This is a genomic window from Bacillus cereus group sp. Bce019 (assembly GCF_051781745.1).
Classification (GTDB): domain Bacteria; phylum Bacillota; class Bacilli; order Bacillales; family Bacillaceae_G; genus Bacillus_A; species Bacillus_A cereus.
In genome coordinates, this window is the sequence record NZ_JBPWJX010000001.1 from 530,473 (window position 1) to 552,154 (window position 21,682).

The following is a 21,682-nucleotide window of genomic DNA, read 5'->3' on the forward strand; positions in this document are numbered from 1 at the left end:
TTGTGTTCCCTTTTTTAAAATAAAGATGTAAGCAATTGGAGGTTCATTATGAGTAAACCGAAATATAATCGTGTCGTTTTAAAGCTAAGTGGAGAAGCTTTAGCTGGAGAGCAAGGATTTGGAATTAACCCAACTGTTATTAAGTCAGTTGCGGAACAAGTAAAAGAAATTGCAGAACTTGATGTAGAGGTTGCTGTTGTTGTTGGTGGCGGTAACATTTGGCGTGGGAAAATTGGAAGTGAAATGGGCATGGATCGTGCAGGGGCAGATTACATGGGCATGTTAGCGACAGTTATGAATTCATTAGCTCTTCAAGATAGCTTGGAGAATATCGGAATTCAAACTCGTGTACAAACTTCAATTGAGATGCGTCAAGTTGCAGAACCTTACATTCGTCGTAAAGCAGTTCGTCACTTAGAGAAAAAACGTGTTGTTATCTTTGCAGCAGGTACAGGTAACCCATACTTCTCTACAGATACAACAGCAGCATTACGTGCGGCAGAAATTGAAGCAGATGTAATTTTAATGGCGAAAAACAATGTAGATGGTGTATATAATGCAGATCCATCTATTGATCCAACAGCTACGAAATACGAAACGCTTACTTACTTAGACGTATTAAAAGAAGGTTTAGGTGTAATGGATTCTACAGCTTCTTCTCTATGTATGGATAATGATATTCCATTAATTGTATTCTCAGTTATGGAAAAAGGTAATATTAAACGTGCCGTTTTAGGCGAAAATATCGGAACAGTGGTAAGGGGGAAATAAATATGGGACAACAAGTATTGAAGTCTTCAAATGAAAAAATGGAAAAAGCAGTTGCTGCTTATTCTCGTGAATTAGCAACAGTTCGTGCTGGCCGTGCAAACGCGTCTGTATTAGATAAGGTACAAGTTGATTACTATGGTGCACCAACACCAGTTGTGCAATTAGCGAACATTACAGTTCCAGAAGCGCGTTTACTAGTAATTCAACCTTATGATAAAACTTCTATCGGTGATATTGAAAAAGCAATTTTAAAAGCAGATTTAGGCTTAAACCCTTCTAATGATGGAACTGTAATTCGTATTGCATTCCCTGCATTAACAGAAGAGCGTCGTCGTGATCTTGTAAAAGTTGTGAAAAAATATGCTGAAGAAGCAAAAGTTGCTGTTCGTAACGTACGTCGTGACGGAAATGATGATCTTAAGAAGCTTGAAAAAGCTGGCGAGATTACAGAAGATGATTTAAGAGGATATACTGAAGATATCCAAAAAGAAACAGATAAATATATTGCAAAAGTTGACGAAATCGCAAAAAACAAAGAAAAAGAAATCATGGAAGTGTAATAGCGATAACTTCGCAAATATGACCCTCTTCTTAAGGGGGTCTTTTTACACTTTTAGGCATACGTCTGCTTGCTGGAGGGTATGAATGATGTTTAAAAACTTTCCTTTTTTTAAAGGTAAAAAGGACACATCGTTTGATCATCTCGTTGAAGAAGTGAAAAAAGGATATATCCCAGAACATATTGCCATCATTATGGATGGGAATGGAAGATGGGCAAAGAGGAGAGCAATGCCTCGCATTGCGGGACATCATGAAGGTATGCAAGTTGTAAAGAAAATTACAAAATTTGCAAGTAAACTTAATGTGAAAGTGTTAACTCTCTATGCTTTTTCAACTGAGAACTGGAAAAGACCGAAAAAGGAAGTTGATTATTTAATGAAGCTTCCAGAAGAATTTCTAGGTACATTTTTACCAGAATTGATTGAAGAAAACGTACAAGTCCGAGTAATAGGGCAAAAAGATCGTCTTCCTACGCATACACGCAGAGCGATGGAGAAAGCCATGGAAGATACGAAAGAGAATACGGGATTAATTCTTAATTTCGCGTTAAACTATGGAAGTCGAGATGAAATCGTTTCTGCTGTGCAACATATGATGAAAGATAATGAGGAAGGAAAAATTCGTTCTGAAGAGGTAAGTGAAGAAATGCTTTCCTCCTACTTAATGACGAGTTCTTTACCTGATCCAGAGTTGTTAATCCGAACAAGCGGAGAGCTACGTATTAGTAATTTCATGTTATGGCAAATTGCATATTCGGAGTTTTGGTTTACAGACGTGTATTGGCCAGACTTCAAAGAAGAACATTTGCTAAATGCGATTACTGACTTTCAACATAGAGGGCGCAGATTCGGAGGCGTGTAGAAAGAGAGGGTTTGGTAGTGAAACAGAGAATTATTACTGGAGTGGTTGCTGCCGCGCTATTCATTCCCATCGTAATATACGGTGGCGTGCCTTTTACGGTTTTAGTGTATGCACTTGCTTCTATAGGTTTATATGAATTAATTCGTATGAATAAGCTTACGCTTATTTCAGTACCGACAGTTTTAGCTGCAGTATTATTGTGGATTCTTTTAATTCCAAGTAGTGCATCAGAACTGTTTACATGGATTGGATTAGGTAAATTGGAAATCACATTTGTGATTGTTTTATTACTTTTATCATATACAGTCCTTTCTAAGAATACATTTACTTTTGATAATGCTTCATTTTTACTGATGGCAACGACATATGTGGCAATGGGATTCTTATATTTAAATGAAACGAGAATATTAGGAATTAAATATGTATTTTGCGCATTATTTGTTATATGGGCTACTGATTCAGGCGCATATTTCGTAGGAAAAGCATTAGGCAAGAGAAAATTGTGGCCAGAAATTAGTCCAAATAAAACGATTGAAGGTTCATTAGGTGGCATCGTTTGTGGAATTATTGTGGCACTTGTTTACAACGTGTTCTTCCTAGTCGAATCGAATGTAGTAATTTTAATTGTGCTGACAATTATCATTTCTATTTTTGGACAAATTGGTGATTTAGTACAATCTGCTTTTAAACGTCATTATGGCGTAAAGGATTCAGGTACAATTTTACCTGGGCATGGTGGTATATTAGACCGAACAGATAGTTGGTTATTCGTTTTACCAATTCTCTACTTCTTATTACAATACAATTAATAAATGAACGAGGGGTTGGAGTCATGAAAAACATTAGTTTATTAGGTGCAAGCGGATCAATTGGTACACAAACTTTAGATGTATTACGCTCGCACCCAGACCAATTCCGTCTCGTTGCTTTTTCTGTAGGGAAAAATATTGACTACGCAGTAAAGGTAATTCAAGAATTTTCTCCGCAAATCGTCTCTGTGCAAAGAGAGGAAGATGTTTTAAAATTACAATCTGTTTCTGGTAATACAAAAATTGTATATGGTAGTGAAGGACTTTTAGAAGTAGCATTACATCCAGATGCGGAGATTGTAGTAAATGCTGTTGTAGGTAGCGTAGGGTTGTTACCAACACTTCGTGCAATTGAGGCGAAAAAAACAATTGGAATTGCAAATAAAGAAACGTTAGTAACTGCAGGACATCTTGTAATGGAAGCAGCACGAAAACATAATGTTTCGTTACTTCCAGTAGACAGTGAACATTCGGCTATTTTTCAATGCTTGAATGGTGAAAATGAAAAAAGAATTTCTCGTCTTATTATAACGGCTTCTGGTGGAAGTTTCCGTGATAAAACGAGGGATGAATTGCATCATGTGACCGTAGAAGATGCGCTTCGACATCCAAACTGGTCAATGGGTTCGAAAATTACAATTGATTCTGCTACAATGATGAATAAGGGACTAGAAGTAATTGAAGCACATTGGCTTTTTGGTATCCCTTATGAGCAAATCGATGTTGTTTTACATAAAGAAAGTATTATCCATTCTATGGTTGAATTTGAAGATCGTAGTGTAATGGCGCAGCTTGGTTCACCTGATATGCGAGTACCAATTCAATACGCACTTACATATCCTGATAGATTGCCTCTTTCAGACACAAAACAGTTAAACTTATGGGAAATAGGGACGTTGCATTTTGAGAAAATGGACCAAGAACGATTCCGTTGTTTACGTTTTGCGTATGAAGCTGGAAAAGCAGGTGGAAGTATGCCAGCTGTAATGAACGCAGCGAATGAAGTAGCTGTTGAAGCCTTTTTACAAAAGAGAATTGGTTTCTTAACAGTGGAAGACCTCATTGAAAAAGCAATGAACCATCACAATGTCATTGCACGACCGAGCTTAGAGGGAATTTTGGAAATTGATGCGGCCACAAGACGGTTTGTGATGGAACAAATTTAGCAAAGGTGGTTATGGAATTGAATACAGCGATTGCCTTTATATTAATTTTCGGTGCACTCGTATTTTTCCATGAGCTAGGGCATCTATATTTCGCAAAAAGAGCAGGTATTTTATGCCGCGAGTTTGCGATTGGTTTTGGTCCGAAAATATTCTCATTTGAAAAGAATGAAACGGTGTATACGATTCGATTACTGCCCCTTGGTGGCTATGTAAGAATGGCCGGCGAGGATGCGGACACAGTTGAGTTAAAGCCTGGGAAAAAGGTTGGCCTTGTATTAAATGAAAAAGATGAAGTTGTGAAATTAGTTTTTGATGGATATGAAAAGTATCCAAATGTTCGTGTTATTGAAGTCGAACAAGCTGATTTGGAGCATAATTTAACAATTTCGGGCTATGAAGAGTACGAGGAAGAGCTTCAAACATTCCGAGTGAATGAAAAGGCTCGTATTATTACTGCGGGGGAAGAAATTCAAATTGCTCCGTATAATAGACAATTTGGCTCGAAAAAACTAGGGCAACGCGCTTTAACAATCTTTGCGGGTCCTGCAATGAACTTCATTTTAGCATTTGTTATTTTTGTGATTCTTGGGTTTGTACAAGGGGTTCCTATTGACAAACCAATGGTCGGAAAAGTGATGGATAACAGTGCAGCACAGCAAGCTGGATTGAAAGAGAATGATACAATTCAAGCTATTGATGGGAAAAACACAAGTACATGGAAAGATGTTGTTAATATTGTACGTGAAAACCCAAATAAAGAAATTACGTTACAAGTAAAGCGTGATAATGAACAGTTTAATGTGAAAGTAACGCCAACGCTCGATAAAGAAGGAAAAGACGAAGTTGGTAGAATCGGTGTTTATTCTCCTGTAGAGAAAACAGTAATGGGTTCTATTAAATCAGGATTTGAACAAACGTACCAATGGACGAAACTAATTTTTGAATCTCTTGTTAAATTAGTAACTGGTCAATTTTCTATTAATGAGTTGTCAGGTCCAGTAGGAATTTATAATCTAACAGATCAAGTTGTAGATTATGGGTTTACGCGTGTACTAAGTTTAGCTGCAGTTCTAAGCATTAATCTTGGTTTATTTAATTTATTACCAGTTCCTGCTTTAGATGGTGGCCGTTTATTCTTCTTCTTAATTGAAGCGTTACGAGGGAAACCAATTGATCGCCAAAAAGAAGGAATGGTTCACTTTATTGGTTTTGCATTATTAATGTTACTTATGTTAGTTGTAACTTGGAATGACATTCGTAAGTTTTTCTTGTAAAATAAAGTGAAACTTATAATGAAATAGAGCTCGTAGAATAAAATCCCTCACCTAACTCGAGGTGAGGGGTTTTACTGCGTGTAAGAGTAAAATGAAGAGGTGCAAATAAATGAAACAAAGTATGGTATTCAGTCCTACATTACGTGAAGTTCCAGCTGATGCTGAAATTAAGAGTCATCAGCTATTACTTCGTGCAGGTTTTATGCGTCAAAATGCTTCTGGTATTTATAGCTTTCTACCATTTGGATTAAAAGTATTACACAAAGTAGAACGTATCGTTCGAGAAGAAATGGAGCGCGCAGGTGCTGTAGAATTATTAATGCCAGCTATGCAAGCTGCAGAATTATGGCAAGAATCAGGTCGCTGGTATTCTTACGGATCTGAATTAATGCGTATGAAAGATCGTAACGCTCGTGAATTCGCATTAGGAGCGACACATGAGGAAGTAATTACGGACCTTGTGCGTGATGAAGTGAAATCATATAAAAAATTACCGTTAACATTATACCAAATTCAAACAAAATTCCGTGATGAGCAAAGACCTCGTTTCGGCTTATTACGTGGAAGAGAGTTTCTAATGAAAGATGCATACTCTTTCCATGCTACACAAGAGAGTTTAGATGAAGTATACGATCGATTATACAAAGCATACTCTAACATTTTTGCTCGTTGTGGCTTGAATTACCGTGCAGTTATTGCTGATTCTGGAGCAATGGGCGGAAAAGATACACATGAATTTATGGTATTATCTGATGTTGGTGAAGATACAATTGCATACTCTGACACATCTGATTATGCAGCAAACATCGAAATGGCTCCTGTTGTAGCTACGTATACGAAGAGTGACGAAGCAGAAAAAGCACTTGAAAAAGTAGCAACACCAGACCAAAAAGCAATTGAAGAAGTATCTGCATTCTTAAACATTGCAGCTGACAAGTGCATTAAGTCTATGGTATTTAAAGTAGATGAGAAATTAGTAGTTGTACTTGTTCGTGGTGATCACGAAGTAAACGATGTGAAAGTGAAAAATGTATACGGCGCTTCAGTTGTTGAGCTTGCTTCTCATGAAGAAGTAAAAGCATTATTAAATTGTGAAGTTGGTTCATTAGGACCGATTAATGTAACAGGTGATATCGAAATTATTGCTGATCATGCTGTAGCATCAATTGTTAACGGATGTTCAGGAGCGAATGAAGAAGGATTCCATTATGTAAATGTAAATCCAGAACGTGACTTTAAAGTAAGTCAATATACAGATTTACGCTTTATTCAAGAAGGAGACCAATCTCCAGATGGAAACGGAACAATTCTTTTTGCACGCGGAATTGAAGTTGGTCATGTATTCAAATTAGGAACTCGTTATAGTGAAGCAATGAACGCAACATTCCTAGATGAAAACGGAAAAACACAACCACTTATTATGGGTTGTTACGGCATTGGTGTGTCTCGTACAGTGGCAGCAATTGCAGAGCAGTTTAACGATGAGAACGGCTTAGTTTGGCCAAAAGCTGTAGCACCGTTCCATGTGCATGTAATTCCAGTAAATATGAAATCGGATGCACAACGTGAAATGGGTGAAAATATCTACAACTCATTACAAGAACAAGGCTATGAAGTGTTATTAGACGATCGTGCAGAACGTGCAGGTGTTAAATTTGCAGATGCAGATTTATTCGGTCTTCCAGTTCGTGTTACAGTTGGTAAAAAAGCAGACGAAGGTATTGTAGAAGTGAAAGTACGTGCTACAGGTGAGTCTGAAGAAGTAAAAGTAGAAGAACTTCAAACATATATTGCAAATATTTTAAAATAAGAAGAGGTACCTCGTAATGAGGTACCTTCTCTTTCTTTGTAAACGTATTTTGTAAAAGAAGAGGTGAGAAATCTTTCTTTGTGGTACGTTTCAATTTATAATAGCAAATGGAAGGAGAGTGCTTATGTCTTTAACAAATGAACAACAAGAGCGATTTCAAATTTTGCTCCAGCAGTTGCAAATACCAGACGACCTTATAAATCAATATTTACAAGGCGGTGGTATTGAAAGGCTCGTTATTGATAAAGCGAATAAAAGTTGGCATTTTGATTTACAAGTGCCACGTATTTTGCCTACAGAATTATATGAATTGCTAGAAACAAAGCTTAAGCAATCATTTTCTCATATTGCAAGAACAACATTTGCATTAGAAACAGAGAATAAACAATTTACAGAAGAAGAAGTGAGGGCGTATTGGCCGCTTTGTACGGAACGAATTACATTTTCACCTATGTTCGCATACTTAAAGAAGCAGCTTCCGCAGGTGAATGGAGTGAAGTTGCTAATAAATGTGAATAACGAGTTGGAGTCTACTGCTTTAAAGAAAAACGTTGCGAAACCAGTAGGGGATCAATACGAAGTTTTTGGATTCCCGCGTTTTCAGTTAGACACACATATACAGCAAAATACAGAAGAAATGCAAAAGTTTCGTGAACAAACGCAGCAAGAAGACCGCGAGCGTGTTATACAAGCTATGGAAGAAATGGCGAAGAAGCAAGCTGAGGAAAGCAGCGTTGTGTATGAAGGACCGATTACACTCGGGTATCTTATTAAGCCAGATGAAGAGATTACACCGATGCGAGAAATTCAAGATGAAGAAAGAAGAAAAACGGTTCAAGGATATGTCTTCCATGTAGAAACAAAAGAGCTTCGTAGTGGACGTACGTTATTAACTTTAAAAATAACGGATTATACGGATTCTATTATGATCAAAATGTTCTCGCGTGACAAAGAAGATATTCCAATGCTGCAATCCTTGAAAAAAGGAATGTGGGTGAAAGCGCGTGGTTCTGTTCAAAACGATACATTCGTTCGAGATTTAGTAATGATTGCAAATGATATTAATGAAATAACAGGACCGTCTCGTAAAGATAAAGCACCAGAAGGCGAAAAACGAGTAGAGCTGCATCTCCATACTCCGATGAGTCAAATGGACGCTGTCACTCCAGTTTCTAAGCTTGTTGCTCAAGCTGGTAAATGGGGACATGAGGCTATTGCGGTTACAGACCATGCCGTGGCTCAGTCTTTCCCAGAGGCGTATTCTGCGGGGAAGAAGGCTGGAGTTAAAGTTATATATGGTGTAGAAGCAAATCTAGTTAATGATGGTGTACCGATAGCGTATAACGAAGCGCATCGTTTACTTGCAGAGGAAACGTATGTTGTTTTCGACGTTGAGACGACAGGTTTATCAGCTGTATACGATACAGTCATTGAGTTGGCTGCCGTAAAAGTAAAGGGTGGCGAAATTATTGATCGCTTTGAATCTTTCGCAAATCCACATCAACCATTATCAGCGACGATTATTGAATTGACAGGTATTACAGATGATATGTTAACTGATGCACCTGAAGTGGACGAAGTGTTTAAAAAGTTTGAGGAATGGATGGGCGACCATACACTTGTTGCCCATAACGCGAGCTTTGATATGGGCTTTATTAACGTAGGTTTTAAAAAGGCTGGACTAGAAAAAACGAATAACCCCGTTATTGATACGTTAGAACTTGCACGATTCTTATTCCCAGAAATGAAAAATCATCGATTAAATACGATGTGTAAAAAACTTGATATTGAATTAACACAACATCACCGTGCGATTTATGATACAGAAGCGACGGGATATTTACTTGTGAAAATGTTGAAAGACGTAATTGAAAAGGGATTTGAATATCACGATCAATTAAATGATAGCATGGGACAAGGGGATGCGTATAAGCGTGGCCGTCCAAGTCATATGACGTTACTTGCCACATCAGATGTTGGATTGAAAAATTTATATAAACTTGTTTCATATTCTCACCTTAATTACTTTTACCGTGTACCACGTGTGCCGAGGTCACTATTAAAAAAATACCGTGAAGGAATTTTAGTAGGAACGGCTTGTGATAAAGGTGAAGTGTTCGAGGCAATGATGCAAAAGGCACCTGAAGAGGTAGAAGAAATTGCCCAGTTCTATGATTACATTGAAGTAATGCCTCCAGAGGTGTTGCGTCATTTAGTAGAACGTGAACTTGTTCGAGACGAAGGTCAATTAAAAACAATTATTTCTAACTTAGTAAAACTAGGTGAGACGTTAGATAAACCAGTTGTTGCTACAGGAAACGTGCATTATTTAGACCCTGAGGATGCAATGTATCGTAAAATTTTAGTCAGTTCGCAGGGCGGGGCCAATCCGTTAAATCGACATTCATTACCGCCAGTACATTTCCGTACAACTGATGAAATGTTAGAATGTTTTTCATTCTTAGGTGAAGACAAAGCGAAAGAAGTTGTTGTAACAAATACACAAAAGATTGCGTCATTAATTGGTGATGTGCATCCAGTAAAAGACGATCTATACACACCGAAAATTGAAGGTGCTGATGATGAAACGCGTGATATGAGTTATAAAATGGCGCGTAGTATTTATGGTGAAGAGCTACCGGAAATTGTAGAAGCACGTTTAGAAAAAGAATTAAAAAGTATTATTGGGCATGGATTCGCCGTAATTTATTTAATTTCACATAAGCTTGTGAAAAAATCGTTAGTAGATGGATATCTAGTAGGTTCGCGTGGATCGGTAGGGTCATCATTTGTTGCAACGATGATGGAAATTACAGAAGTAAACCCATTACCACCACACTATGTATGTCCGAAGTGTAAGCAATCAGAATTCTTTAATGATGGTTCTGTAGGTTCTGGTTTTGACTTACCGGATAAAGAATGTCCTGCTTGTAATATTCCATATGTAAAAGATGGACATGACATTCCGTTCGAAACGTTCCTTGGATTTAAAGGAGATAAGGTACCCGATATCGATTTGAACTTCTCCGGGGAATATCAACCACGTGCCCATAACTATACGAAAGTACTGTTCGGCGAAGACTATGTATACCGTGCAGGAACGATTGGTACAGTTGCGGAAAAAACCGCTTATGGATATGTAAAAGGTTATGCAAATGATCATAATTTAACAATTCGAAATGCAGAGATTGATCGCTTAGTAGCAGGATGTACCGGTGTAAAACGTACAACTGGACAGCATCCAGGTGGTATTATCGTTGTGCCAGATTACATGGATATCTTTGATTTCTCACCAATACAGTATCCTGCAGATTCAATTGGTGCTGAATGGAGAACAACGCATTTTGATTTCCACTCGATTCATGATAATTTATTGAAACTTGATATACTAGGACACGATGATCCGACCGTTATTCGTATGTTACAAGATTTAAGTGGTATTGACCCGAAAACAATCCCAACGGATGATCCAGAAGTAATGAAAATTTTCTCAGGTCCAGAATCGCTAGGCGTAACGGAAGAACAAATTAACTGTAAAACAGGTACACTTGGTATACCAGAATTCGGTACGAAATTCGTAAGACAGATGTTAGAAGAGACAAAACCAACGACATTCTCAGAGTTAGTTCAAATTTCTGGACTATCACATGGTACGGACGTATGGCTTGGTAATGCAAACGAGTTAATTTATAACGGTACATGTACGCTGAGCGAAGTTATCGGTTGTCGTGATGACATCATGGTATATTTAATCTATCAAGGTCTAGATCCATCATTAGCCTTCAAAATCATGGAGTCGGTACGTAAAGGTAAAGGTGTACCAGAAGAATGGGAAGACGACATGAAAAGTAATAATGTACCAGGTTGGTATATTGATTCATGTAAGAAAATCAAGTATATGTTCCCTAAAGCCCATGCGGCTGCTTACGTACTTATGGCTGTACGTATCGCATACTTTAAAGTACATTTCGCGCTTCTATTCTATGCGGCATATTTTACAGTTCGAGCAGATGACTTTGACGTAGAAGCAATGGCGAAAGGTTCAGCATCTATACGTGCAAGAATTGATGAAATTGCGCAAAAAGGTTTAGATGCAGCGCCGAAAGAGAAGAGTTTATTAACAGTATTAGAAATGACACTTGAAATGTGTGAGCGTGGATACTCATTCCAAAAGGTTGATTTGTATCGTTCACATGCAACAGACTTTATTATTGATGGAGACTCATTAATCCCTCCATTTAATGCGGTACCTGGTCTTGGTACAAACGCAGCTTTAAGTATTGTAGAAGCACGCAAAAATGGAGACTTCTTATCAAAAGAAGACTTACAGCAGCGTAGTAAGGTTTCGAAAACAATTATTGAGTATTTAGATAGTCAGGGTTGTTTAGGAGATTTACCTGATCAAAACCAGTTATCACTGTTCTAGTAGGTAGGAAAAGTCTTTGCAAATCAACATTTCCTATGATATACTATTAACCGAGATAACCATGTCATGTATATTGTGTAAAGAAAAGAGTGGGGAAACCCACTCTTTCGTGTTACTATCTATGTTTTATCTACGTAGATAGGTAAAAGATTTCTGTCGTATATACATATTTTGTTACAAGTTTTACTTCTTAAATTTGGTAATACTAAGACAGATAATCCCTGCTGAACAGCAGGGGCTTTTGTTAGCTAACGAGAAAGAATAAGATAGTCCGTTTTTAAATTGGCGGAGTCTTCTTCTTTTAAATGGTACATGGCGGCAGGAAGGAGGCTGTTTATGGATAAGAAAGTCACAGAAGTTGTAGAAGCATTTGCGCAGCCGATCGTTGAAGAGTTAAATCTTGAACTTGTAGATGTAGAGTATGTGAAAGAAGGACAAGACTGGTTCTTACGCGTATTCATCGATTCTGAAAAGGGAGTCGACATTGAAGAATGCGGTGCGGTAAGTGAACGTTTAAGCGAAGCTTTAGATAAAGAGGATCCAATTCCTCATCTTTACTTTTTGGATGTATCATCTCCTGGAGCGGAACGCCCATTAAAGAAAGAAAAAGACTTCCAGCAAGCGGTAGGAAAACAAGTGGCAATTAAAACATATGAGCCGATTGATGGTGAAAAGATGTTTGAAGGAAAACTGCTTTCTTACGATGGTACAACAATAACATTATTATTAACAATTAAAACACGTAAAAAAGAAATCCAAATTTCGATGGATAAAGTCGCAAATGCGCGACTTGCTGTTACGTTTTAGTTAGAAGGGGGATCTTCATGAGCACTGAGTTATTAGATGCTTTGCTCGTATTAGAATCTGAAAAAGGCATTAGCAAAGACATTATTATTGATGCGATTGAAGCAGCTTTAATCTCTGCTTATAAGCGCAATTTTAATCAAGCACAAAACGTTCGTGTGAGCTTTAACCCAGAAGTGGGAACAATTCAAGTTTTAGCACGTAAAGACGTAGTAGACAATGTGTTTGATCCACGTCTTGAAATTTCTGTAGAGGAAGCAAGACAAATTAATCCAAACTACCAAGATGGTGACGTACTAGAAATTGAAGTAACACCAAAAGACTTTGGTCGTATTGCAGCACAAACTGCAAAACAAGTTGTAACACAACGAGTGCGTGAAGCAGAGCGCGGTGTTATTTACTCTGAGTTTAGTGATCGTGAAGAAGATATTATGGTAGGTATTGTACAACGTCAAGATGCTCGTTTCATCTATGTAAGCTTAGGAAAAGTAGAAGCTTTATTACCTGTAAGTGAGCAAATGCCTAATGAGCAATACAAACCACATGATCGTATTCGCGTATTCATTACGAAAGTAGAAAAAACGACAAAAGGACCACAAATTTACGTATCACGTACACATCCTGGTCTTTTAAAACGTTTATTCGAAATGGAAGTTCCTGAAATCTATGATGGAACTGTAGAAATTCGTTCTGTAGCACGTGAAGCTGGCGATCGCTCTAAGATCTCTGTATATGCAGAGAACACTGATGTTGATCCAGTTGGTTCTTGTGTAGGACCAAAAGGGCAACGTGTACAACGCATTGTAGACGAATTAAAAGGTGAAAAAATTGACATCGTTCGCTGGTCAAATGATCCAGTTGAATATGTTGCAAATGCATTAAGCCCATCACAAGTTGTTAAAGTACTTGTAGATGAAGAAGAAAAAGCGACAACAGTAGTTGTTCCAGACCACCAGCTATCATTAGCTATCGGTAAGCGTGGACAAAATGCACGTCTTGCAGCTAAATTAACAGGCTGGAAAATTGACATTAAGAGTGAGTCTGATGCGAAACAACTTGGTATTGTAACAGAAGAAGATAGCGTAATCGCATTTGGATTCGATTCAGTGGAAGACGAAATCGAATAGAGGTGATGAGTATGAGCAATCGAAAAGTTCCGTTACGAAAATGTGTTGCAACGCAAGAAATGAAATCAAAACGAGAGCTCGTTCGCATTGTTCGTTCCAAAGAGGGAGAAGTATCCATTGATTTAACTGGAAAAAAATCAGGACGAGGTGCTTACTTGTCGAAGGACAAGGAGAGCATTCTTCAAGCTCAAAAGAAAAATGTTTTGGAACATCATCTAAAAGCGAAAATCGACGGTTCTTTATATGAAGAGCTTCTTGAGCTTGTTGAGAAGGAGTCGAAATAAGTGTCCGATTGGAAATCGTTTTTAGGACTAGCAAACCGGGCTCGGAAAATTATTTCGGGTGAAGAACTCGTTTTAAAAGAAGTACGAAGTGGCAAAGCAAAACTTGTATTGCTATCTGAAGATGCGTCAGTAAATACTACAAAACGCATCACAGATAAAACTACGTACTACAACGTACCAATGAGAAAGGTCGAAAATCGACAACAATTAGGGCATGCGATTGGGAGAGATGAGCGAGTCGTTGTAGCTGTGTTAGATGAAGGCTTTGCGAAAAAGCTGCGTAGCATGCTCGATACAAATTACCGGGGGTGAAGGTATGAGTAAAATTCGAGTGCATGAATATGCAAAAAAACATAATATCTCAAGTAAAGATCTTATGACAAAACTAAAAGAAATGAATATCGAGGTTTCGAATCATATGACAATGTTAGACGATGAAGTAGTAAATAAATTAGATAATGAATATCAAACTGAAAAACCTTCTGTTGCAGATGAGTTTGAAGTAGAAGAAAAAGTTGTTCGCAGTAAAAAGAACAGCAATAAGAAAAAGAAAAAAGGCAAAGGAAACGAAGACAAACGTCAAGAAAACTTTGCTGGTAGACAACAAACTCAAATTGTAGAAACACCAGATAAAATTACTTTCTCTGGAAGCCTTACAGTAGGAGATCTTGCTAAAAAATTAAGCAAAGAGCCATCTGAAATTATTAAGAAGCTCTTCATGCTTGGAATTATGGCAACAATTAACCAAGACTTGGATAAAGATACAATTGAGTTAATTGCTAACGACTACGGTATTGAAGTAGAAGAAGAAGTAATTGTGAGCGAGACTGAGTTTGAAACATTCATTGATGAGCAAGATGATGAAGAGAACTTAAAAGAACGTCCAGCTGTAGTTACAATCATGGGACACGTTGACCACGGAAAAACAACATTACTGGATTCTATTCGTAACTCAAAAGTAACTGCAGGCGAAGCGGGTGGAATTACTCAGCATATCGGTGCATATCAAGTTGAAGTAAACGATAAGAAGATTACATTCTTAGATACACCTGGTCACGCAGCATTTACAACGATGCGTGCTCGTGGTGCACAAGTAACGGATATTACAATCCTTGTTGTTGCAGCGGATGACGGTGTTATGCCACAAACGGTTGAAGCAATTAACCATGCGAAGGCAGCAGGAGTACCAATTATTGTTGCTGTGAATAAAATGGATAAACCAGCTGCAAACCCTGATCGCGTAATGCAAGAACTAACAGAATATGAATTAGTTCCAGAAGCTTGGGGCGGAGATACTATTTTCGTACCAATTTCTGCAATTCAAGGCGAAGGCATTGACAACTTACTAGAAATGATCCTTCTTGTAAGTGAAGTAGAAGAATATAAAGCAAATCCAAACCGCTATGCAACTGGTACAGTAATCGAAGCACAGCTTGATAAAGGTAAAGGAACTATCGCGACATTACTTGTTCAAAACGGTACGCTTCGAGTTGGAGATCCAATCGTTGTTGGAACTTCATTCGGACGTGTTCGTGCAATGGTAAGTGATATTGGTCGTCGTGTAAAAGTTGCTGGTCCATCAACTCCTGTTGAAATTACTGGTTTAAACGAAGTACCACAGGCTGGAGATCGTTTCATGGCATTCGCTGATGAGAAGAAAGCTCGTCAAATTGGTGAATCACGTGCACAAGAAGCGTTAGTTGCACAACGTGGTGAGAAATCTAAATTAAGCCTTGAAGATTTATTCCAACAAATCCAAGAGGGCGATGTAAAAGAAATTAACTTAATCGTAAAAGCAGACGTACAAGGTTCTGTTGAAGCGATGGCAGCATCACTTCGTAAAATTGATGTTGAAGGTGTAAAAGTTAAAATCATTCACACTGGTGTAGGTGCGATTACAGAATCTGATATCATTTTAGCTTCTGCATCTAATGCAATTGTAATTGGATTTAACGTACGTCCAGATGTGAACGCGAAGCGTACAGCTGAATTAGAGAACGTTGATATTCGTTTACACCGTATTATTTATAAAGTAATCGAAGAGATTGAAGCAGCGATGCAAGGTATGCTTGATCCAGAATTCGAAGAAAAAGTAATCGGTCAAGCAGAAGTTCGTCAAACGTTTAAAGTAACAAAAGTTGGAACAATCGCAGGTTGTTACGTAACAGACGGTAAAATTACGCGTGATAGTGGCGTACGTATTATCCGTGACGGCGTAGTAATTTTCGAAGGACAACTTGATACGTTAAAACGTTTCAAAGACGATGTAAAAGAAGTTGCACAAAACTATGAGTGTGGTATTACAATTGAGAGATATAATGATCTTAAAGAAGGGGACATCATTGAAGCGTACATTATGGAAGAAGTGAAGCGATGATTATCGCTTCACTCTCATTCGAGTGTATGATTTACGATGTGCATTCTTTAAAAGAGAAACGTGCAATTTTACAACGTGTGTTAACTCGTGTGAAACAGCGCTATAATGTAGCTGTTTCTGAAGTTGGGCACCAAGATGTATGGCAACGTACAGAAATTGCAATTGTTTCCGTATCCTCAAATCGTGTTATCTGTGAAAAAGAAATGAATCGTGTACTTGAGTACATCGATTCATTTCCTGAAATTGAACGTACAATAACACATTTGGAATGGTATTGAATGAGGTGAAGAGTTATGAAATTACGTGCGAACCGTGTGGGCGAGCAAATGAAAAAAGAATTAGGCGATATTATCAGTCGTAAAATTAAAGACCCACGTATTGGATTTGTTACAGTAACAGATGTACAAGTGAGTGGTGATTTACAAATTGCTAAAGTATATATTTCTGTTTTAGGTGACGAAGAACAGAAAGAAAATACTTTAAAAGGTTTAGCGAAGGCAAAAGGCTTTATTCGTTCAGAAATTGGCCAACGTATTCGTCTTCGTAAAACACCGGAAATTACCTTTGAGTTTGATGAGTCTATCGGATATGGTCATCGAATTGATACACTTTTACATGAAATTAATAAAGACGGTAAACGTGAAGAATAATGGATAGACATTTGTCTATCCATTTTTTCAATGCAAAATAAGTTTTGGATATTTAATACGAAAGAATTATGATGAGGTGAACATATATGGAAGGTGTAGTATTATTACATAAGCCAAAAGGCATGACATCACATGATTGTGTATTTAAATTAAGAAAGATATTGCGAGAAAAGAGAATTGGTCATACGGGAACATTAGATCCAGATGTAACAGGAGTATTACCAATTTGCGTTGGAAGAGCAACGAAAATTGCACAATTTTTAACAAGTGAAACGAAAACATATGAAGGTGAAGTAACACTAGGGTTTTCAACGACAACTGAAGACGCTTCTGGTGAGGTTGTTGAAACGAAAAATGTAGATCGTACTATTACTCGTATGGAAGTAGAGAAAGCCCTTGCGGAATTAACAGGCACGATTGAACAAATGCCACCAATGTTCTCGGCTGTAAAAGTAAACGGGAAAAAATTATATGAATATGCAAGAGCAGGACAAGAGGTGGAACGTCCAGTTCGTACAATTACAATTCATGAATTCGTATTACTTGATGATCGTGAAGTTTTTGAAGGAGAAAATATTTCATTCCGTTTCCGTGTAACGTGTAGTAAAGGAACATATGTAAGAACATTAGCTGTAATGATTGGGGAGAAACTTGGTTTCCCATCACATATGTCGCACCTTGTAAGAACGGCATCTGGTGAATTTTTATTAGAAGATTGCATATCATTTGAAGAAATTGAAGAAAACGTGCAAAATGGAACAGTAGAGTCTATCTTCATTTCAATCGATGAAGCATTAAGCAAGTTTCCAAAAATGGTTGTAGATGAAAAGCAAGCAGAGAAAATAAAGAATGGTATGTTCTTAAAGAATGAATTAGAAATAACAGCACCATTTATTACAGTGTTTGATAAAAATGATCGTTGCTTAGCAATTTATGAACATCATCCGAAACATCCTGGCATGTTAAAGCCGATGAAAGTACTTGTGAATAATCAAGAACTAAAGCTATAATGAATTATTGGAAGGATTATTACAGAAAAAGGTGAATTCAAGCGTGAAACTTATTCATTTAACTCATCCACATGAACAAAATAAATTAGAATTACCACCTACTGTAATGGCATTAGGATTTTTTGATGGCATTCATTTAGGACATCAATGTGTAATTCGAACTGCGAAAAAAATAGCGGACGAACGAGGATATAAAAGTGCAGTTATGACATTTCATCCTCATCCATCTGTTGTTTTAGGGAAAAAGGATGCGCATGTGGAGTATATTACACCAATGCGCGATAAAGAAAAAATAGTCGAAAGCTTAGGAATCGATATATTATATGTGATTAAATTTGATGAATCATTTGCAGGATTATTACCGCAACAATTTGTAGATGATTATATTATTGGTTTAAATGTAAAGCATGTAGTAGCAGGGTTTGATTATTCATATGGACGTTTAGGAAAAGGAAAGATGGAGACTTTACCATTTCATGCAAGAGGGGAGTTTACACAGACTGTGATTGAAAAAGTTGAATTTCAAGAAGAGAAAGTAAGTTCTACAGCATTACGAAAGTTAATTCGAAATGGCGAAATGGAGCAAATTCCATCTATTTTAGGTAGAGCCTATACTGTAGCGGGAACAGTTATACACGGCGACAAACGTGGGCGTCAAATTGGTTTCCCGACAGCTAATGTAGGTTTAAGTGATGAGTATTTATTGCCACCTGTAGGTGTTTATGCAGTGAGATTAAAAGTTCACGATGAATGGTACGATGGTGTATGTAATATTGGATATAAACCGACTTTTAAAGAAGATGAGCGTCAATTATCAATTGAAGTGCACTTATTTGAATTTAACAAAGATATATACGATCAAAATGTTACAGTAGAGTGGCATATGCGTATAAGAGCAGAAAAGAAATTCAACGGTATTGATGAGTTAGTTGAACAAATCGCAAAAGATAAGAAAACAGCACAAGAATATTTTATGAGCGAAAAGAATATACTTGCTTTTTCAAATGAAAAGTAGTATTCTATGTTATGTACTTTATGACAACCATTGCTTGGCATTGCGACTCACCGACGCTTGCTAGGTAATTGGGGGTTTAATTAATAGGAGGTGAAATAGGATGGCTTTAACACAAGAACGTAAAAATGAAATCATTGCACAATTTAGAACTCATGAGACTGATACTGGTTCTCCAGAGGTTCAAATTGCTGTCCTAACGGAGCAAATTAACACTCTAAACGAGCACTTACGTACTCACAAGAAAGATCATCATTCACGTCGTGGTCTATTAAAGATGGTTGGTAAACGTCGTAACTTACTAACTTACCTTCGTAATAGCGATATCACACGTTACCGTGAATTAATCACAAAGCTTGGCTTACGTCGATAGTCAAAGAAGCGGGAATATTCCCGCTTTTTTGTTAGGTAAAAATATATCTTCTACGCTTTATAGCTTACTTAATTTTAGGCAATACTAGAGGTAGAATATTGTGATATACTATCCATTTACATAGAAGAATTGAATACTTTAAATTGAGAGGGGTACTTAAATGAGTCAAGAAAAGCAAGTCTTCTCGATAGATTTAGCTGGTCGCCAGCTAACAGTTGAAACTGGTCAGCTTGCAAAACAAGCGAACGGAGCAGTATTAGTAAGATATGGCGATACAGCGGTTCTATCTACAGCAACTGCATCAAAAGAAGCAAAAAATGTAGATTTCTTCCCACTTACAGTAAACTATGAAGAGCGTTTATATGCAGTCGGAAAAATTCCTGGCGGTTTTATTAAGCGTGAAGGTCGTCCAAGTGAAAAAGCAATTTTGGCAAGTCGTTTAATCGACCGTCCAATTCGTCCGCTATTCGCAGATGGCTTCCGTAATGAAGTACAAGTTGTCAGCATTGTAATGAGTGTTGATCAAGATTGTTCTTCTGAAATGGCAGCTATGCTTGGTTCTTCATTAGCGTTATCGATTTCAGATATTCCATTTGAAGGTCCAATCGCTGGTGCGACAGTTGGCCGTATTAATGGCGAATTCGTTATTAACCCAACAGTAGAACAGCAAGAACAAAGTGATATCCACTTAGTTGTAGCTGGTACGAAAGATGCGATTAACATGGTTGAAGCAGGAGCAGATCAAGTACCTGAAGAAACAATGTTAGAAGCAATTATGTTTGGTCATGACGAAATTAAACGTCTAATTGCATTCCAAGAAGAGATTGTACAAGCTGTAGGTAAAGAGAAATCAGAAGTGAAACTTTATGAAGTTGACGCTGATCTTAACCAAGCTGTACGTGAAATGGCTGAAGAAGATATGCATTCAGCAATTCAAGTACATGAGAAACATGCACGTGAAGATGCAATTAACGAAGTGAAAAAGCGTGTTATTGAGCATTACGAAGCGCAGGAAGCTGACGCTGATACATTAGGACAAGTAAATGAGATTTTATATAAAATTGTAAAAGAAGAAGTACGTCGTCTTATTACAGTTGAAAAAATCCGTCCAGATGGCCGTAAAGGTGACGAAATCCGCCCATTAGCATCAGAGGTTGGTATTTTATCTCGTACACACGGTTCTGGTTTGTTCACTCGTGGACAAACACAAGCATTAAGTATTTGTACATTAGGTGCATTAGGCGATGTGCAAATTTTAGATGGTCTTGGCGTAGAAGAATCAAAACGCTTTATGCACCATTACAATTTCCCATCATTTAGTGTTGGTGAAACAAGACCAATGCGTGGACCAGGTCGTCGTGAAATCGGTCACGGTGCACTAGGAGAACGCGCACTTGAGCCTGTAATTCCATCTGAAAAAGATTTCCCATACACAGTACGTCTTGTATCTGAAGTTTTAGAATCAAATGGTTCTACTTCACAAGCAAGTATTTGTGGTAGTACTTTAGCAATGATGGATGCTGGTGTTCCACTTAAAGCTCCAGTTGCAGGTATTGCAATGGGTCTAGTTAAAACTGGTGAGCATTACACAATTTTATCTGATATTCAAGGTATGGAAGATCATTTAGGTGATATGGACTTTAAAGTAGCAGGTACAGCACAAGGTGTAACTGCACTACAAATGGACATTAAAATCGATGGTCTATCTCGTGAAATTTTAGAAGAGGCATTACAACAAGCGAAAGTTGGTCGTGTGCACATTCTAAATCATATGTTATCTGTTATTCCAGAGCCACGCACTGAATTATCAGCGTACGCTCCAAAGATTATTACAATGACAATTAATCCAGATAAAATCCGTGACGTTATCGGACCGAGCGGTAAACAAATCAATAAAATTATTGAAGAAACTGGCGTTAAAATTGACATCGAGCAAGATGGCACAGTATTCATTTCTTCAATAAACCAAGAAATGAACGACAAAGCTAAGAAAATTATCGAAGATATCGTTCGCGAAGTACAAGTAGGTGAAATCTACGAAGGAAAAGTGAAACGTGTTGAGAAATTCGGTGCTTTCGTTGAATTATTCAGCGGTAAAGATGGATTAGTTCACATTTCTGAACTTGCACTTGAGCGTGTAGGTAAAGTAGAAGACGTTGTAAAAATCGGTGATGTAATTACGGTTAAAGTTATCGAGATTGACAAGCAAGGTCGCGTAAATCTATCTAGAAAAGTATTGCTAAAAGAAGAGCAAGAAAAAGAAGCTGCTAAAGAAGAAAACAAACAAGAGCAGCAATAAGTAAAAGCCAGTTTAACTGGCTTTTTTGTTATGTAAAAATATGATTTATATATATTTTTATGTCAGCA

The 21,682-nt window shown here is 37.5% G+C and carries 19 protein-coding genes; all 19 read left to right on the top strand.

What is annotated here, in order from left to right; genetic code table 11:
- The first annotated feature begins 48 nt into the window (after positions 1–48).
- The 19 genes from pyrH to pnp all read left to right on the top strand — a co-directional run bounded on the left by pyrH (position 49) and on the right by pnp (position 21,614).
- On the top strand, positions 49–771 hold the full coding sequence (pyrH, locus tag ACS2QP_RS02915) for a UMP kinase (RefSeq protein WP_000042668.1): 723 nt from the start codon (positions 49–51) through the stop codon (positions 769–771).
- A 2-nt stretch (positions 772–773) separates the two neighbouring features.
- Positions 774–1,331 (top strand): ribosome recycling factor, encoded by a 558-nt coding sequence (gene frr, locus ACS2QP_RS02920; protein WP_000531501.1) that lies wholly within the window; start codon positions 774–776, stop codon positions 1,329–1,331.
- 85 nt (positions 1,332–1,416) lie between these two features.
- Positions 1,417–2,193, top strand: a complete 777-nt coding sequence (uppS, locus tag ACS2QP_RS02925; RefSeq protein WP_000971296.1) for an isoprenyl transferase — start codon at positions 1,417–1,419, stop codon at positions 2,191–2,193.
- A 17-nt stretch (positions 2,194–2,210) separates the two neighbouring features.
- Positions 2,211–3,002 carry a phosphatidate cytidylyltransferase gene (gene cdsA / locus ACS2QP_RS02930; RefSeq protein ID WP_438882120.1) on the top strand — a complete coding sequence of 264 codons (792 nt, stop codon included), beginning with the start codon at positions 2,211–2,213 and terminating at the stop codon, positions 3,000–3,002.
- A 23-nt stretch (positions 3,003–3,025) separates the two neighbouring features.
- Positions 3,026–4,168, top strand: coding sequence for a 1-deoxy-D-xylulose-5-phosphate reductoisomerase (gene dxr / locus ACS2QP_RS02935; RefSeq protein ID WP_265994792.1), 1,143 nt, complete (start codon positions 3,026–3,028; stop codon positions 4,166–4,168).
- A 17-nt stretch (positions 4,169–4,185) separates the two neighbouring features.
- Positions 4,186–5,442 (top strand): RIP metalloprotease RseP, encoded by a 1,257-nt coding sequence (rseP, locus tag ACS2QP_RS02940; RefSeq protein ID WP_065222972.1) that lies wholly within the window; start codon positions 4,186–4,188, stop codon positions 5,440–5,442.
- 109 nt (positions 5,443–5,551) lie between these two features.
- A complete protein-coding gene (locus tag ACS2QP_RS02945; protein WP_438882121.1) occupies positions 5,552–7,252 on the top strand; it encodes a proline--tRNA ligase in 1,701 nt (566 codons plus the stop codon).
- A 124-nt stretch (positions 7,253–7,376) separates the two neighbouring features.
- Positions 7,377–11,678: a PolC-type DNA polymerase III gene (locus ACS2QP_RS02950; RefSeq protein ID WP_000060003.1), complete on the top strand. Its 4,302-nt coding sequence runs from the start codon at positions 7,377–7,379 to the stop codon at positions 11,676–11,678.
- A 336-nt stretch (positions 11,679–12,014) separates the two neighbouring features.
- Positions 12,015–12,485, top strand: coding sequence for a ribosome maturation factor RimP (gene rimP / locus ACS2QP_RS02955; protein ID WP_000359096.1), 471 nt, complete (start codon positions 12,015–12,017; stop codon positions 12,483–12,485).
- Positions 12,486–12,502: 17 nt separating this feature from the next.
- Positions 12,503–13,609, top strand: a complete 1,107-nt coding sequence (nusA, locus tag ACS2QP_RS02960) for a transcription termination factor NusA (protein ID WP_000102604.1) — start codon at positions 12,503–12,505, stop codon at positions 13,607–13,609.
- Positions 13,610–13,620: 11 nt separating this feature from the next.
- A complete protein-coding gene (gene rnpM, locus ACS2QP_RS02965) occupies positions 13,621–13,893 on the top strand; it encodes an RNase P modulator RnpM (protein WP_000071127.1) in 273 nt (90 codons plus the stop codon).
- A complete protein-coding gene (locus ACS2QP_RS02970; RefSeq protein ID WP_001286523.1) occupies positions 13,894–14,205 on the top strand; it encodes a YlxQ family RNA-binding protein in 312 nt (103 codons plus the stop codon). It begins immediately after the preceding gene.
- A 4-nt stretch (positions 14,206–14,209) separates the two neighbouring features.
- On the top strand, positions 14,210–16,270 hold the full coding sequence (gene infB, locus ACS2QP_RS02975; RefSeq protein ID WP_000036343.1) for a translation initiation factor IF-2: 2,061 nt from the start codon (positions 14,210–14,212) through the stop codon (positions 16,268–16,270).
- The gene (locus ACS2QP_RS02980) at positions 16,267–16,548 is read left to right on the top strand and encodes a DUF503 domain-containing protein (protein WP_000582363.1); all 282 of its coding nucleotides are present in this window, start codon (positions 16,267–16,269) and stop codon (positions 16,546–16,548) included. Before infB ends, ACS2QP_RS02980 begins: the two co-directional genes overlap by 4 nt.
- A gap of 15 nt (positions 16,549–16,563) precedes the next feature.
- Entirely contained in the window at positions 16,564–16,920 is a 357-nt protein-coding gene (gene rbfA / locus ACS2QP_RS02985; protein ID WP_000776437.1) for a 30S ribosome-binding factor RbfA, read from the top strand.
- Positions 16,921–17,006: 86 nt separating this feature from the next.
- A complete protein-coding gene (gene truB, locus ACS2QP_RS02990; protein ID WP_000399350.1) occupies positions 17,007–17,930 on the top strand; it encodes a tRNA pseudouridine(55) synthase TruB in 924 nt (307 codons plus the stop codon).
- Between the two features lie 43 nt (positions 17,931–17,973).
- A complete protein-coding gene (ribF, locus tag ACS2QP_RS02995) occupies positions 17,974–18,945 on the top strand; it encodes a bifunctional riboflavin kinase/FAD synthetase (protein WP_000766706.1) in 972 nt (323 codons plus the stop codon).
- A 100-nt stretch (positions 18,946–19,045) separates the two neighbouring features.
- Positions 19,046–19,315: a 30S ribosomal protein S15 gene (gene rpsO, locus ACS2QP_RS03000; protein WP_001229392.1), complete on the top strand. Its 270-nt coding sequence runs from the start codon at positions 19,046–19,048 to the stop codon at positions 19,313–19,315.
- Positions 19,316–19,475: 160 nt separating this feature from the next.
- Positions 19,476–21,614, top strand: a complete 2,139-nt coding sequence (gene pnp, locus ACS2QP_RS03005) for a polyribonucleotide nucleotidyltransferase (protein ID WP_000076737.1) — start codon at positions 19,476–19,478, stop codon at positions 21,612–21,614.
- The last annotated feature ends 68 nt before the right edge of the window (positions 21,615–21,682 follow it).

Bases quoted from the DNA above. Each gene is read 5' to 3' on its own strand.
- truB (WP_000399350.1), top strand. From the start codon at position 17,007: ATGGAAGGTGTAGTATTATTACATAAGCCAAAAGGCATGACATCACAT.
- infB (WP_000036343.1), top strand. From the start codon at position 14,210: ATGAGTAAAATTCGAGTGCATGAATATGCAAAAAAACATAATATCTCA.
- ACS2QP_RS02945 (WP_438882121.1), top strand. From the start codon at position 5,552: ATGAAACAAAGTATGGTATTCAGTCCTACATTACGTGAAGTTCCAGCT.
- rbfA (WP_000776437.1), top strand. From the start codon at position 16,564: ATGAAATTACGTGCGAACCGTGTGGGCGAGCAAATGAAAAAAGAATTA.
- uppS (WP_000971296.1), top strand. From the start codon at position 1,417: ATGATGTTTAAAAACTTTCCTTTTTTTAAAGGTAAAAAGGACACATCG.
- rpsO (WP_001229392.1), top strand. From the start codon at position 19,046: ATGGCTTTAACACAAGAACGTAAAAATGAAATCATTGCACAATTTAGA.
- rimP (WP_000359096.1), top strand. From the start codon at position 12,015: ATGGATAAGAAAGTCACAGAAGTTGTAGAAGCATTTGCGCAGCCGATC.
- pnp (WP_000076737.1), top strand. From the start codon at position 19,476: ATGAGTCAAGAAAAGCAAGTCTTCTCGATAGATTTAGCTGGTCGCCAG.
- pyrH (WP_000042668.1), top strand. From the start codon at position 49: ATGAGTAAACCGAAATATAATCGTGTCGTTTTAAAGCTAAGTGGAGAA.
- dxr (WP_265994792.1), top strand. From the start codon at position 3,026: ATGAAAAACATTAGTTTATTAGGTGCAAGCGGATCAATTGGTACACAA.
- rnpM (WP_000071127.1), top strand. From the start codon at position 13,621: ATGAGCAATCGAAAAGTTCCGTTACGAAAATGTGTTGCAACGCAAGAA.
- ACS2QP_RS02980 (WP_000582363.1), top strand. From the start codon at position 16,267: ATGATTATCGCTTCACTCTCATTCGAGTGTATGATTTACGATGTGCAT.
- ACS2QP_RS02950 (WP_000060003.1), top strand. From the start codon at position 7,377: ATGTCTTTAACAAATGAACAACAAGAGCGATTTCAAATTTTGCTCCAG.
- frr (WP_000531501.1), top strand. From the start codon at position 774: ATGGGACAACAAGTATTGAAGTCTTCAAATGAAAAAATGGAAAAAGCA.
- nusA (WP_000102604.1), top strand. From the start codon at position 12,503: ATGAGCACTGAGTTATTAGATGCTTTGCTCGTATTAGAATCTGAAAAA.